Source organism: Photorhabdus kayaii, assembly GCF_025384895.1.
Taxonomy (GTDB): Bacteria; Pseudomonadota; Gammaproteobacteria; order Enterobacterales; family Enterobacteriaceae; genus Photorhabdus; species Photorhabdus kayaii.
The window spans coordinates 42,764-56,904 of the sequence record NZ_JAJAFZ010000027.1; the positions used below are offsets into that span (position 1 = coordinate 42,764).

General features: G+C 43.3%; 18 protein-coding genes. All 18 read left to right on the forward strand.

Features of this window, described 5'->3' with window-relative positions:
• Window positions 1-42 precede the first annotated feature (42 nt).
• The 18 genes from yceD to nagZ all read left to right on the forward strand — a co-directional run bounded on the left by yceD (window position 43) and on the right by nagZ (window position 14,116).
• On the forward strand, window positions 43-567 hold the full coding sequence (yceD, locus tag LGZ98_RS12090) for a 23S rRNA accumulation protein YceD (RefSeq protein WP_113041902.1): 525 nt from the start codon (window positions 43-45) through the stop codon (window positions 565-567).
• Between the two features lie 12 nt (window positions 568-579).
• The gene (gene rpmF, locus LGZ98_RS12095) at window positions 580-750 is read left to right on the forward strand and encodes a 50S ribosomal protein L32 (protein ID WP_011147057.1); all 171 of its coding nucleotides are present in this window, start codon (window positions 580-582) and stop codon (window positions 748-750) included.
• 29 nt (window positions 751-779) lie between these two features.
• Window positions 780-1,817: a phosphate acyltransferase PlsX gene (gene plsX, locus LGZ98_RS12100; protein ID WP_113041901.1), complete on the forward strand. Its 1,038-nt coding sequence runs from the start codon at window positions 780-782 to the stop codon at window positions 1,815-1,817.
• Window positions 1,818-1,823: 6 nt separating this feature from the next.
• Window positions 1,824-2,777: a beta-ketoacyl-ACP synthase III gene (locus LGZ98_RS12105; protein WP_112878494.1), complete on the forward strand. Its 954-nt coding sequence runs from the start codon at window positions 1,824-1,826 to the stop codon at window positions 2,775-2,777.
• A 24-nt stretch (window positions 2,778-2,801) separates the two neighbouring features.
• Window positions 2,802-3,734, forward strand: coding sequence for an ACP S-malonyltransferase (gene fabD / locus LGZ98_RS12110; RefSeq protein WP_113041982.1), 933 nt, complete (start codon window positions 2,802-2,804; stop codon window positions 3,732-3,734).
• A gap of 7 nt (window positions 3,735-3,741) precedes the next feature.
• Complete coding sequence (gene fabG / locus LGZ98_RS12115) at window positions 3,742-4,476, forward strand: 3-oxoacyl-ACP reductase FabG (RefSeq protein ID WP_113041900.1); 735 nt, start codon at window positions 3,742-3,744, stop codon at window positions 4,474-4,476.
• Between the two features lie 154 nt (window positions 4,477-4,630).
• Window positions 4,631-4,867, forward strand: coding sequence for an acyl carrier protein (gene acpP / locus LGZ98_RS12120; RefSeq protein WP_112894165.1), 237 nt, complete (start codon window positions 4,631-4,633; stop codon window positions 4,865-4,867).
• 73 nt (window positions 4,868-4,940) lie between these two features.
• The gene (fabF, locus tag LGZ98_RS12125; RefSeq protein ID WP_113041899.1) at window positions 4,941-6,191 is read left to right on the forward strand and encodes a beta-ketoacyl-ACP synthase II; all 1,251 of its coding nucleotides are present in this window, start codon (window positions 4,941-4,943) and stop codon (window positions 6,189-6,191) included.
• Window positions 6,192-6,544: 353 nt separating this feature from the next.
• The gene (gene pabC / locus LGZ98_RS12130) at window positions 6,545-7,369 is read left to right on the forward strand and encodes an aminodeoxychorismate lyase (protein ID WP_113041898.1); all 825 of its coding nucleotides are present in this window, start codon (window positions 6,545-6,547) and stop codon (window positions 7,367-7,369) included.
• A gap of 66 nt (window positions 7,370-7,435) precedes the next feature.
• Window positions 7,436-8,461, forward strand: coding sequence for an endolytic transglycosylase MltG (gene mltG, locus LGZ98_RS12135; RefSeq protein ID WP_113041897.1), 1,026 nt, complete (start codon window positions 7,436-7,438; stop codon window positions 8,459-8,461).
• The gene (tmk, locus tag LGZ98_RS12140) at window positions 8,458-9,084 is read left to right on the forward strand and encodes a dTMP kinase (RefSeq protein ID WP_113041896.1); all 627 of its coding nucleotides are present in this window, start codon (window positions 8,458-8,460) and stop codon (window positions 9,082-9,084) included. The genes mltG and tmk overlap by 4 nt, the downstream gene beginning before the upstream one ends.
• Window positions 9,085-9,096: 12 nt before the next feature.
• Window positions 9,097-10,080: a DNA polymerase III subunit delta' gene (holB, locus tag LGZ98_RS12145; RefSeq protein WP_113041895.1), complete on the forward strand. Its 984-nt coding sequence runs from the start codon at window positions 9,097-9,099 to the stop codon at window positions 10,078-10,080.
• A gap of 31 nt (window positions 10,081-10,111) precedes the next feature.
• On the forward strand, window positions 10,112-10,897 hold the full coding sequence (locus LGZ98_RS12150) for a metal-dependent hydrolase (RefSeq protein WP_113041894.1): 786 nt from the start codon (window positions 10,112-10,114) through the stop codon (window positions 10,895-10,897).
• A gap of 69 nt (window positions 10,898-10,966) precedes the next feature.
• Window positions 10,967-11,323, forward strand: a complete 357-nt coding sequence (gene hinT, locus LGZ98_RS12155) for a purine nucleoside phosphoramidase (protein WP_113041893.1) — start codon at window positions 10,967-10,969, stop codon at window positions 11,321-11,323.
• Window positions 11,324-11,506: 183 nt separating this feature from the next.
• On the forward strand, window positions 11,507-12,076 hold the full coding sequence (lpoB, locus tag LGZ98_RS12160; protein WP_113041892.1) for a penicillin-binding protein activator LpoB: 570 nt from the start codon (window positions 11,507-11,509) through the stop codon (window positions 12,074-12,076).
• A complete protein-coding gene (gene thiK, locus LGZ98_RS12165) occupies window positions 12,063-12,980 on the forward strand; it encodes a thiamine kinase (protein ID WP_228901485.1) in 918 nt (305 codons plus the stop codon). Before lpoB ends, thiK begins: the two co-directional genes overlap by 14 nt.
• Before the next feature lie 4 nt (window positions 12,981-12,984).
• Window positions 12,985-13,128 (forward strand): hypothetical protein, encoded by a 144-nt coding sequence (locus LGZ98_RS12170; protein WP_262978124.1) that lies wholly within the window; start codon window positions 12,985-12,987, stop codon window positions 13,126-13,128.
• A complete protein-coding gene (gene nagZ, locus LGZ98_RS12175; protein ID WP_262978125.1) occupies window positions 13,094-14,116 on the forward strand; it encodes a beta-N-acetylhexosaminidase in 1,023 nt (340 codons plus the stop codon). Before LGZ98_RS12170 ends, nagZ begins: the two co-directional genes overlap by 35 nt.
• Window positions 14,117-14,141: the final 25 nt, after the last annotated feature.

Below are 14,141 nucleotides of genomic sequence, written 5' to 3' on the forward strand. Positions count from 1 at the left end.
TTCTTTGACTATATCTCATTACAAAGATAATATGCGCGCCTTATGCAAAAGGTAAAATTACCCCTGACCATTGATGCGCTTCGCGCCGCTCAGAAACGATTAGACTACGCAGGCAGTTATTCACCTGAGCAAGTTTTGCGTATCGCGGAATCTGTGGTTAGCGTGGACAATGATGTAGACAGCGTTTTATCGTTTCAGATAGATAACCAACGTCTGGCGGTTGTGCGTGGGCATTCCGATGTGGATGTTACGCTTGAATGTCAGCGTTGTGGCGGTAATTTCAGCCATCACGTTCACATAACATATTGTTTTAGCCCGGTCGTCAAAGATGAACAGGCTGAAGCATTACCGGAAGAGTATGAGCCAATTAACGTTAACGAATTTGGCGAAATAGATTTGCTGGCAATGATTGAAGATGAAATAATTCTTTCTCTGCCGGTAGTTCCGGTACATGATTCTGAACACTGTGAAGTGTCCGAAGCGGACATGGTGTTTGGTGAATTACCTCTAGAGGCTGAAAAACCAAACCCATTTGCCGTATTAGCCAGTTTAAAGAAAAGTACTTAAGGAGTAAGGTCAATGGCCGTACAACAGAATAAACCAACTCGTTCTAAACGTGGTATGCGTCGTTCTCATGATGCACTGACTGCACCATTACTATCTGTAGATAAAACTTCTGGTGAAACTCACCTGCGTCACCATGTGACTGCTGATGGCTACTACCGTGGCCGCAAAGTCATCAACAAATAATCTCCGCCAGTCATTAGCAAGTTGATACCTTGACTAATCTGACTTTAGCGTTAGATGCCATGAGCGGGGACTTTGGTCCTCGCGTTACGGTGCCTGCTGCATTGCAGGCACTGGCGTCTAACCCTAGACTTAAATTATTGCTGGTCGGAATCCCCGATATCATTTCTCCGATGCTTGTAAATAGTGATGCTGAGTTGCTCAGTCGTTTACAAGTGGTTCCTGCTGAACGGGTTGTGGCTAATGATGCGAAACCGTCGCAAGCGATTCGTAACAGCCGAGGAACGTCAATGCGTATTGCCCTGGATTTAGTGAAATCAGGTGAAGCGCAGGCGTGTATCAGTGCAGGGAATACCGGAGTATTGATGGGGTTATCTAAATTGATGCTAAAATCGATAGAAGGCATTGAAAGACCTGCTTTGATGACCGTGTTGCCAAACCTGAAACAGCGGCAAACTGTCGTATTGGATTTAGGTGCCAATGTTAATTGCGATAGCCGCATGTTGGTGCAATTCGCCATTATGGGTTCAGTAATGGCCGAGGAAGTCGTGGGGGTGGTTAATCCCGCGGTAGCATTGCTTAACATTGGTACGGAAGAGAGTAAAGGGCTGGATAATATCCGCGAAGCCGCCACTATTTTAAAGCGCATTCCGACGATAAATTACATTGGTTATCTGGAAGGTGATGAATTACTGACAGGTAAAAGTGATGTATTGGTATGTGACGGCTTCGCAGGTAACGTGACGTTAAAAACGATGGAAGGGGCGATCAGAGTTATTTTATCCCTGCTTAAATCATCGGATGGACAAAAGAAAAAATTTTCCTGGTTGTTGAAAATAGTCAAGAATTGGCTGCAAAAACGGATGACAAAACGCTTCGGTCACCTGAACCCTGACCAGTATAATGGCGCATGTCTGTTAGGATTATATGGAATTGTAATCAAAAGCCATGGGGCGGCTAATGAGCATGCGTTTAAGGCCGCAATCGAACAGGCTGTTCAGGCCGTTGAAAGGCAGGTTCCTGATAGAATTGCTGCACGCCTGGAAACAGCATTACCCAAGAGTGACTGAACATACATGTATACAAAAATTTTAGGTACAGGTAGTTATCTACCTGCGCAAGTGCGTACTAATGCTGATTTAGAAAAAATGGTGGATACTTCTGATGAGTGGATTATTACCCGTACAGGTGTCCGCGAACGTCGTATTGCTACTGATGATGAAACTGTTGCGGTTATGGGGTTCCGGGCTGCAAAGAAAGCAATTGAAATGTCGGGCATTGATAAAGAGCAGATTGATTTAATCATTGTTGCAACAGCTTCATCCACCCATGCTTTCCCCAGTTCTGCGTGCCAAATTCAGCACATGTTGGGTACCCAAAATTCAGCGGCTTTTGATATTTCTGCTGCTTGTTCTGGTTTTGTTTATGCACTGAGTATTGCTGATAAGTTTATTAAAACCGGTGCGGCAAAACATGCATTGGTTATTGGTTCTGATTCTATTACCAGAACACTTGATCCAGAAGATCGCGGAACACTTGTCCTGTTTGGCGATGGTGCAGGTGCTATGGTGGTAGGGGCTTCTAATGAGCCAGGAATTCTTTCAACTCACCTTCATGCAAATGGTAGCTATGGTGAATTGTTGGTATTGCCTTATCAGGAGCGCCAGAATCTAAAAGAACCCGCGTATGCTAGTATGATCGGTAATGAAGTATTTAAGATTGCAGTCCGTGAATTGGCTAACATAGTTGATGAGACTTTAGAAGCAAATAACTTACCATATAGTGAGTTGGATTGGCTGGTACCTCATCAGGCTAATTTGCGTATTATCGCAGCGACAGCTAAAAAATTAAACATGACAATGGATAAAGTAGTGGTAACGCTGGATCGTTACGGTAATACTTCTGCGGCATCGGTACCCACAGCATTTGATGAAGCAGTACGTGATGGCCGGATTAAGCGCGGTCAGTTAATCTTAATTGAGGCTTTTGGTGGTGGCCTTACTTGGGGTTCAGCACTGATACGTTTTTAATTTGACAGGAAGATGAGCATGTCTATGTCTGAATTTGCAATGGTATTTCCTGGTCAGGGTTCTCAAGACCTTGGTATGTTGGCCGATTTGGCTACAGCGTTCCCGGTTGTCGAGCAAACTTTCGCTGAAGCGTCTGATGTGCTGGGATATGATCTCTGGGCTCTAGTTCAACAGGGGCCAGAAGAAGAACTGAATAAAACATGGCAAACTCAACCCGCGTTGTTGGCCGCATCGGTTGCTATCTGGCGGGTTTGGCAGGAAAAAGGTGGAAAAGCACCATCACTGATGGTTGGACATAGCCTTGGTGAATATTCTGCACTGGTTTGTGCAGGTGTCATTGATTTCAAACAAGCCATTAGACTTGTTGAACTGCGTGGCAAATTGATGCAAGAAGCTGTACCTGAAGGCACTGGTGCAATGTATGTTATTATTGGTTTAGATAATGAATCCATTGATCGTGCCTGTAAAGAAGTAGCTCAGGGGCAAATTGTTTCTCCAGTTAACTTTAACTCACCTGGTCAGGTTGTTATTGCGGGTGAGAAAGAGGCGGTAGAGCGTGCTGGTGATGCATGTAAAGCAGCAGGTGCGAAACGTGCGCTGCCTTTGGCAGTCAGTGTACCGTCGCATTGTGCACTGATGAAACCCGCCGCAGATAAGCTGGCAGTTGTTTTGGAAGGAATTGAATTTAGCCATCCTCAGTTCCCGGTGGTAAATAATGTTGATGTGAAAATAGAACAATCTGCTGAAGCTATCCGTGATGCACTGGTACGACAACTCTATAATCCTGTCCGTTGGAGAGAAGCAGTTGAATTTATTGCTGGACAGGGTGTTGGGCAGCTATTAGAAATAGGGCCAGGTAGAGTTTTGACAGGTTTAACTAAACGAATTGTCAATACCTTAAGCGCAGCAGCAGTTAATGACACAGCTACACTAATAACTGCATTGGAAAATAATTGAGGGCAATATGAGATTAGATGGAAAGATTGCATTAGTAACAGGTGCTAGCCGTGGGATAGGCCGTGCAACTGCTGAGCTATTAGCAGAGCGTGGAGCCTATATCATTGGTACAGCAACAAGCGATAAAGGCGCTGAAGTCATCAGTGCTTACCTTGGTGAAAAAGGTAAAGGTTTTGTACTGGATGTCACTGATCCGGAATCGATTGAACAGCTTATGTCTACCATCCGAACAGAGTGTGGCGGGCTTGATATTTTAGTGAATAATGCGGGTATCACCGGTGATAATCTGGTGATGCGTATAAAGGATGATGAGTGGCAGCATATTATTGACACTAATCTTTCATCCGTTTTCCGTATGTCAAAAGCGGCGATGCGCTTTATGATAAAAAAACGTCACGGTCGTATCATCTCTGTTGGTTCTGTTGTTGGATCGATGGGGAATGTTGGGCAGGCAAGCTATGCAGCGGCGAAAGCAGGGCTTGTTGGTTTCAGCAAGACATTGGCTCGGGAAGTGATTTCCCGTGGTATTACTGTTAACGTTGTTGCGCCAGGGCTTATTGAAACTGATATGCTAAAAGCATTGCCAGAAGAGCAGTTGGCGAACTTTTCAAAAGATATCCCCGCTAAGCGGCTTGGGGATGCAAAAGAAATTGCTAGTGCTGTGGCTTTCTTCGCTTCTGATGAAGCGGCTTACATCACAGGCGAAACATTACATGTCAATGGCGGCATGTATATGAACTAAAAAATGAGCGAACCAGTTGCATTTTTTGTGTCAAATAACGCAAAATAGAGCAAGTTTGTGGTTCGACCAGCCGGGATTGGGTTGCATCTTTTCCTGTATTTTATAAACTACGAAAACCATCGCGAAAGCGAATTTTGATAGGAAATTTAATAGCATGAGCACTATTGAAGAACGCGTTAAAAAAATCATCGTTGAACAACTTGGTGTTAAAGAGGAAGAAGTTATTAATTCAGCTTCTTTTGTAGATGACTTGGGCGCTGATTCTCTTGACACAGTTGAACTGGTAATGGCGCTGGAAGAAGAGTTCGATATCGAAATTCCAGATGAAGAAGCAGAAAAGATCACTACAGTTCAGGCAGCTATTGATTACGTCCAGAACCAAAGCGAATAAGTGAACACACCTAGGCGGTCATTCGACCGCCTATGTTTCTGCCCTAAATAATTTCCCTCCTTGGAGGATAAGCGTGTCTAAGCGTCGAGTAGTTGTGACCGGACTAGGCATGTTATCTCCTGTCGGTAATACAGCTGAATCTTCTTGGAAAGCTGTTTGTGCCGGACAGAGTGGTATCAGCCTTATTGACCATTTTGACACCAGTCACCATGCAACTAAGTTTGCTGGTCTGGTTAAAGATTTTAATCATGAAGATTTCAATATTTCGCGCAAGGATGCACGAAAAATGGATGATTTCATTCAATATGGTATTGCAGCAGGTGTGCAAGCCATTGAAGATTCTGGAATTGAAGTAACAGAAGCCAATGCTAGTCGTTTTGGTGCTGCTATTGGTTCTGGTATTGGTGGTTTGGGTCTGATTGAAGAAAATCACGGGGCGTTGGTGGCGAGTGGTCCTCGTAAGATCAGCCCGTTCTTCGTACCTTCTACGATCGTAAATATGGTAGCAGGTCATCTGAGTATTATTTACGGTTTGCGTGGCCCAAGTATTTCTATCGCCACAGCATGTACGTCAGGTGTACATAATATTGGTCATGCTGCCCGTATTATTGCTTATAATGATGCTGACATTATGCTGGCCGGTGGTGCAGAAAAAGCCAGTACTCCTCTGGGGGTTGGTGGTTTTGGTGCTGCCCGTGCTTTATCTACCCGTAACGATAATCCACAAGGTGCAAGTCGTCCGTGGGATAAAGACCGTGATGGCTTTGTTCTGGGGGATGGTGCAGGTATCTTGGTACTGGAAGAATATGGGCATGCGAAGAGGCGTGGTGCGAAAATTTACGCAGAAATCGTTGGCTTTGGCATGAGCAGCGATGCTTATCATATGACGTCACCACCAGAAAATGGTGCAGGTGCTGCGTTGGCGATGGAAAATGCGCTGAAAGATGCCGGTATCACTACCAAGCAAGTGGGATATATTAATGCTCACGGTACTTCAACATCTGCTGGCGACTTAGCGGAAGCCCATGCAGTTGAGTCCGTGTTTGGTGAAGGCACTGATGTTTTAGTGAGTTCTACCAAATCAATGACGGGTCATTTGTTGGGTGCTGCGGGGGCGGTTGAATCTATTTTCACTATCCTGGCATTACGTGATCAAGTTGTTCCGCCGACTATCAACCTGGAAAATCAGGATGAGAACTGCCGTCTGGATTTCGTGCCAAATGAGTCCCGTAAGGTAGAGGGGATGGAATATGCATTGTGTAATTCTTTCGGTTTCGGTGGCACTAACGGCTCACTAATTTTCCGTAAGATTAAACCTGATTAACAGGTAGCGCCTGATATTACAGAAAAATACGGTTGAGTTCCGCTTAGTATACCCAATGGATTTCAAGATGGATCGCGACGGCAAGGGAGTGAATCCCCGGGAGCATAGGTAACTATGTGACCGGGGTGAGCGAGTGCAGCCAACAAAGAGGCACCTTGAAAGATAACGGGTATATGATTTTGTAAATACTTTAAGGCGATAGTATAGAGAGCTCCAATAGTTAATAATTATTGGAGCTTTTTTTGTGGCAAGAATCATGGACATTTTTGCACTCGTATCAGCGATATACTATGATATCGCTTGTTGATAAATTGCATTGAAATGCCTTTTTGAATAATTAAGAACAAAATTATATGTATTGGATTAATGGAGAGCAGTGCGACTATTTACCGGCCAATGATCGTTCAGTTCAATTCGGTGATGGTTGCTTCACAACAGTAAAAATAGAACAGGGGCAGGCCGCTTTGTTGTCACTACATATCCAAAGATTACAAAAAGGCGTTGAAAGGTTATATCTTCCACAACCCGATTGGCAACAGCTTGAAAGCCATATAAGACAGATTGTCTCCACGACTGAACAAGGTGTACTTAAAGTTATTATTTCCCGTGGAACCGGAGGGCGTGGCTATAGTGCTCAGGGGTTTACGCAACCTAATCAGATCTTGTCTCTGAGTCCTTATCCCGATAAGTATTTGAAACAGCGTCAGGAAGGTTTATCTATGGTGCTCAGTCCGGTACCGATGGGAATAAACCCCTATCTTGCCGGAATTAAACACCTTAATCGATTAGAACAGATATTGATTAAAACATTTATCGAAAAATCAAATGCTGATGAAGCTCTGGTACTTGATACTGATGGTTTGCTGGTTGAATGCTGTACTGCAAACATTTTCTGGCGTAAAGGAAAAGATGTGTATACTCCTGATTTACGAGGCTGTGGTATCGAAGGTGTGATGCGGGAAAGAATAATCGCGTTATTATCGGAAAGCGATTATCACTTTTCTTGTGTAAGCTGTTATCCCGAAACATTGGCTGATGCAGATGAAGTGATAGTTTGTAATTCTTTAATGCCAGTGATATCTGTCAAAGAAATTCAAGCTCATGAAAATCAGCCCGGATGGAAATATCAGTCAAGGGAACTGTATAAATATTTGCTTCCTGAATGTCTGAAGTTGTAATTCACGACGTATTTAAGCGAACCGTGTGTTTAAGTGAACAATGTGTTTAAGTGATTAGATTAATTGATGAAATGGAAAAAACGCCTTTTTGCCCTATTGACTTTGATTGTCATTACGGCAGCGATATTACTCTATGCTGGCTATGAAAAAGTTGAAAAATTTGCGGATCAAACACTAACAATTAAACAGGATCGAATATTTACTCTGCCAGCAGGTATTGGTCGTCATGGTTTGGAAGCGTTACTGGTTCGGGATAACCTGATTGAAGATAGTCATATTTTCCCTTGGTTATTAAGGTTGGAGCCAAAACTTGCCGAGTTCAAGGCGGGAACTTACCAATTAACACGAGAAATGACTTTACGGGAAATGTTGCAATTATTCTCTAGTGGTAAAGAAGCGCAATTTACGGTTCGTTTTGTTGAAGGTAGCCGTTTATCTGACTGGTGGAAAATACTACAGCAATCTGAATATCTTAAACATGAATTGGATAATAAAGATGCTCAGGAATTGGCTGAAATACTCGATATTAAAGATACAGATACTCTGGAAGGGTGGCTTTATCCTGATACCTATCACTATACGGCAGGCACAAGCGATGTAACATTGCTGAAACGAGCATATCGACAGATGAAAATGACGCTGGAAGAGGAATGGGAAGGTCGCGACAAAAATCTGCCCTATAATAATGCTTATGAAATGTTGATTATGGCGTCGATTATTGAAAAAGAGACCGGTGTTGAGGCTGAGCGGACAAAAGTTGCTTCTGTGTTTATTAATCGCTTACGGTTGAATATGCGACTTCAAACTGATCCGACAGTGATTTATGGTTTAGGTGAAAAATATACAGGCACTATTTTTCGTAAAGATTTAACGACATTGACGCCCTACAATACTTATATGATTAATGGTTTGCCCCCTACACCGATTGCAATGCCTGGCCTTGCTTCTATAAAAGCGGCTGCACACCCGGCAAAAACCGAATTTCTCTATTTTGTGGCGAATGGCAAAGGTGGTCATACTTTTACAACCAATCTGGCTGCGCATAACAAGGCGGTAAATATTTACCGTCAGAGGTTAAAACAGGACAAATGAACGGCAAATTTATTGTTATTGAAGGGCTGGAAGGCGCAGGAAAAACGTCAGCGATGAAAACAGTCGTTGACATATTGCAGCAGCACGGTATTCAGAATTTAATTTTTACCCGTGAACCGGGTGGAACACCTCTGGCAGAAAAATTACGTGGGTTAATTAAACAAGGTGTTGAAGGTGAACCTCTGACGGATAAAGCAGAGGTGTTAATGTTATATGCAGCCAGAGTTCAATTAGTCGAAAATGTGATTAAACCTGCTTTGGCCCGTGGTACATGGGTTGTGGGTGATCGTCATGACCTCTCTTCCCAGGCGTATCAAGGGGGAGGGCGTGGTATTGATAAAAACTTGATGACTTCGCTACGTGATACTGTGCTGGGTGATTTTCGTCCTGACCTGACTATTTATCTCGATCTTCCTCCTCAAATTGGTTTACTGCGTGCCCGTGAGCGTGGAGAGTTAGACCGAATTGAAAAAGAGTCGATAGATTTTTTTGATCGTACTCGCAGTCGTTACCTGGAGTTTGCAGCACAGGATAAGCGTATTGTGACCGTTGATGCGGCTCAACCAATAGAGCAAGTACAAGCCGATATTTGCCAGGTGCTTGGGCAATGGCTGAAGCGGTAGGAAAATGGCTAAATGAATTGGTATCCGTGGCTTAATCAGGCATATCGTCAGTTGGTGGAATCTCATCAGCAAGGACGAGGCCATCATGCTTTATTGGTTCATGCTAATGCAGGTACTGGGGCCGATGTGTTGATCTATGGATTAAGCCGATGGTTAATGTGTCGGAATAGACAGGGGATGAAAAGTTGTGGAAAGTGTCATAGCTGTCATCTGATGATGGCAGAAACTCATCCTGATTGGCATATTATGTCGCCGGAGAAGGGTAAAACCAGTGTTGGTGTGGAAGCGGTACGGCAAATTACGGAAAAGCTCTATAGCCGTTCTCAGCAAGGTGGGGTAAAAATTGTCTGGTTACCTTTGACTGAATGTCTGACAGATGCGGCTGCCAATGCATTATTGAAAACGTTGGAAGAGCCGCCGGAACATACCTATTTTCTTCTGAAATGTCGGCAGCCGTCCAGTCTTTTGGCTACTTTACGCAGCCGCTGTTTTTACTATTTTCTGCCGGTACCTGAGACGGAAAGTAGCCTTTATTGGTTGCAAAAACAGTTGCCTTTAATTTCTTCGGTCGATGCAATGACAGCCTTGAAATTGTCTCAGGGAGCACCTGTAGCAGCAGAACAATTGTTGCAACCGGAGCAATGGCAGATACGGGAACAGTTTTGCCAGGCTGTTAAACAGGCTTTGGATAAACGTGATGCTTTGTCACTTTTACCCCAACTGAATCATGAAAATGCGCCGCAACGCCTTCATTGGCTTATCAGTTTGTTATTTGATGCGGTGAAGTGGCAACAGCAGTTACAGCGTTATTGTATCAATCAGGATCAACAAACGCTGATTTATCAATTGAGTTCCATGCATACTATGGCTGTTTTACTGCAAAGCGTTGATGAGTGGATGTCTTGTCGTCATCAGTTGCTTTCAGTCGTGGGCGTAAATTGGGAATTGTTACTGGCAGAACAGTTGCTCAATTGGGAAAAACAGTTTACTTCATAACCCTGAAATCTTTTTGTATACGAGTTTAAATATGTTGTTAGTTGATTCGCATTGTCATCTCGATTGTCTCGATTATGAAAACCTACATAAAAATGTAGATGATGTTGTTGCGAAAGCGGCAGATCGGGAGGTTAAATTTATGCTGGCAGTAGCGACGACGCTACCCGGTTTCCAGCAAATGAAAACCCTAATTGGTGAACGGGAAAATATCGTATTTTCCTGTGGTATTCATCCACTTAACTTGGATGAAGGTTATAATTTTGATGAGTTAGCGCGTTTAGCAGCCGGGAATGAAGTTGTTGCACTAGGTGAAACTGGGCTGGATTACTATTATCAACAGGATAATGCTGAATTACAGCGAACCTCATTTCGTGAACATATCCGTATCGGACGCAAACTCAACAAGCCTGTTATCGTTCATACCCGTAGTGCCCGTGATGATACTTTGAGAGTATTACGTGAAGAACAGGCACGAGAATGTGGTGGTGTTTTGCACTGTTTTACCGAAGATAAAGATACCGCTAGAGAATTACTGGATTTAGGCTTCTATATTTCATTCTCTGGTATTGTTACTTTCCGTAATGCGGAGCCAATTCGTGAAGCAGCAAGATATGTACCATTGGATCGTATTCTGATTGAAACCGATTCTCCTTATCTTGCACCTGTGCCTCATCGTGGTAAAGAAAACCAGCCTGCTTATGTGCGTGATGTTGCGGAATATATGGCTGTACTCAAGGGGGTGAGTATTGAGGCATTGGCAGAAGTGACCACACAGAATTTTTGCGATTTATTTCATATTGATGTAGACAAAATTTGATTTATCAACTTGAATCTTTGGTTTGTAAGCGCTCATATATCTGTTGTTTTTTTATAAAAGGAAAATGTGATGGCAGAAGAAACTATTTTCAGTAAAATTATTCGCCGTGAAATACCGTCTGATATTGTTTATCAGGACGAGTTAGTCACTGCATTCCGCGATATTTCTCCACAGGCTCCGACTCATATTTTGATTATTCCAAATGTTCTGATCCCAACAGTGAACGATGTTAAACCGGAGCATGAAGCAGCATTAGGTCGAATGATGACAGTTGCAGCAAAAATTGCTGAACAAGAAGGCATTGCTGAAGATGGATATCGTTTGATTATGAACTGTAATCGCCATGCGGGGCAGGAGGTTTATCATATTCATATGCATTTGGTTGGTGGTCGCCATTTAGGGCCGTTGTTGATGAAGTCAATGTGAAGTACTGAAATTCATGGACATAGGCAGATATTCAGGGGATGTTTATTTTAAGCCGGCCTCTGAATATCTCGATTTTTTAAATAAATGCTGCAAATTTATCATTGGAGTTGAACTGATAATTTGTTGCTGGTGTCACAGCAAAAACTTATCTGTTTTTTAAAACTCTGTAATTGGAATAGGTTGATGAAAAGAATTCTTTTTGTAGCACTATCGGTTATGTTTTTGGCGGGATGTCCATCCTTGCCACCGGAGCAGCCTGAACCTCCGACGCCGGTTGTACCAGTGACCCCATCGGAAAAACCGACACCGCCATCTGAAAAAGTACCAGAGCCGCCTAAAATGAGCGCGATTGACTGGGAAAGTACAGTGCAACCATTAGTAGAGCAACTCGTTAAGGCTCATGGGCTGGAAAACGCGAAGTTACTATTAGTTGATACAGTGAAAAACAATACTAACGGCGCATTACAAACCATGCAAGCAACCGATGTTTTGCGTCAGGCTCTCAGTAGCGAGCATGTTTTTGAATTAATACCACAAAATCAGGTACAAAATGCCCGTCAATCTCTGGGCTTATCTGAAGAGGATAGCTTGGGATTGCGTAGTAAAGCGATTGGTCTGGCGCGTTATTTGAATGCGGATTATGTTTTCTATTCCATAGTTTCAGGTAACAGTGATAAGCGTGATATCGTCATGCAACTGATGCTGGTAAAGACGGGTGAGATTCTTTGGTCAGGGCACGGTGACGTTAAATAATCATAATTGTTTATTGCAGGCATTGTGCAAACAATGGCCGCATACCGCAGTAAACGATTGGGAGATAAGACCGTTAAGTGGGCTGACGAATGAGAGTTATTATGCCACCAATGGTGAATATCATATTGTCGGCCGCAGGCAGGGGCAGCAGGCGAAACAGCTTGGCGTTAATCGTCAACGTGAAAGCGCCATTTTACGCCATCTCAGCCAAGTAAAAATTGCTCCGCAAGTCATAGCAATGGTTCCTCACTGGCTATTGTTGGAGTGGTTGCCTGGTCATATTATTGGGCAAAATGAGTTTTCTCAGCCTGAATTTTTGCAAAAACTGGCGGCATTATTGGCTATTTTGCATCACCAGCCTCTGTTTGGTTACCGGCTTCAACTGAGGCATCAGCTAGAAAGCCATTGGTTGCAAATTGATAAAGCGCGTCTTACTCCCTGTTGGTTGCGGCTGCATAAACGTTTTATGTCATCTCCGATGCCTTCAATACTAAAATTATCACCCGTTCATATGGACGTGCATTGTGGTAATTTGCTTAATACCTCTCAAGGGTTGAAACTCATTGATTGGGAATATGCAACTGATACTGATATTGGATTTGCGTTAGCGGCGTTGTTTCGCACTGATCATTGGGATGAGCCGCAGCAGCAGGATTTTTTGAATTACTATTGTAGTCAGCCATCAGGATATTTAAACCGGACACTATTAGAACGTCAAATTAAACGTTGGCAACCTTGGGTTGATTACATGATTTTAATGTGGTTTGAAGTGCGCTGGAAACAGAGTGGTGATCCACACTTTTTAGAACTAGCACAACCGTTGCGCCTCTCTTTTGGTCTATACCCTATGGATTTCAAGGTGGATCGCGACGGCAAGGGAGCGAATCCCCGGGAGCATAGATAACTATGTGACCGGGGTGGGTGAGTGCAGCCAACAAAGAGGCAACTTGAAGGATAAAGGGTATAACGTTTTAAGCTGCATTGATTGCAGTAATATGAATATAAGCGAGGAATGTTATGGGTCCGATCATGTTAGATGTTGTCGGTTATGAATTGGATAATGAAGAAAAGGAAATTTTGCAACATCCATTAGTGGGCGGATTAATTCTGTTTACCCGCAATTTTTATGATGTTGAGCAATTACGAGAATTAGTCCGTCAGATTCGTAAGGCTTCTCGTCATCGTCTTGTGATTGCTGTTGATCAAGAAGGCGGCAGAGTTCAGCGTTTTCGCGAAGGTTTCACTTGTTTACCGGCGGCTCAATCTTTTGCTGGATTGAGTGACAATCTCAATGGCACCCAATTGGCGGAAGAGGCGGGCTGGTTGATGGCGTCTGAAATGATTGCTATGGATATCGATATCAGCTTTGCGCCGGTATTGGATTTAGGTCACCAGTGTGTGGCTATTGGTGAACGTTCATTCCATGAAGATCCTGAACAGGCCAAGATGATGGCGGAGTACTTTATTAAAGGCATGCGTTCTGCCGGAATGAAATCGACGGGTAAACATTTTCCGGGGCATGGTGCTGTCGATGCTGATTCTCATAAAGAAACTCCCTGTGATGATCGCCCGTTAGAAGCGATTTGTCATCATGACATGTCTATTTTCCGTGATTTTATCCAGCGTAATTTATTGGATGCGATTATGCCGGCTCATGTGATCTATTCTCAGGTAGATGAACATCCCGCCAGCGGGTCGTCATATTGGTTAAAATCAGTGCTGCGTCAGCAATTGGGCTTTAATGGCGTGGTATTTTCCGATGATCTCTCTATGGAAGGGGCGGCAATGATGGGAAGTTATATTGAACGCGGACAGACTGCTCTCAATGCAGGTTGTGACATAATTTTAATATGTAATAACCGTGATGGAGCAGTTAGTGTGCTTGATAATCTGCCTTTGACCAAAGTAGAAAAATTATCAGAATTGTATCATCGAGGTGGTCAATACAGTCTGAATGAGTTAAAGAATTCAAAACGTTGGCAACAAGCTAATAAAGCACTAACGGTTTTACATGAGCAATGGCAGGATTGTGGGCGGTAATTTGTAAAGTCGTATCTTATGTTTG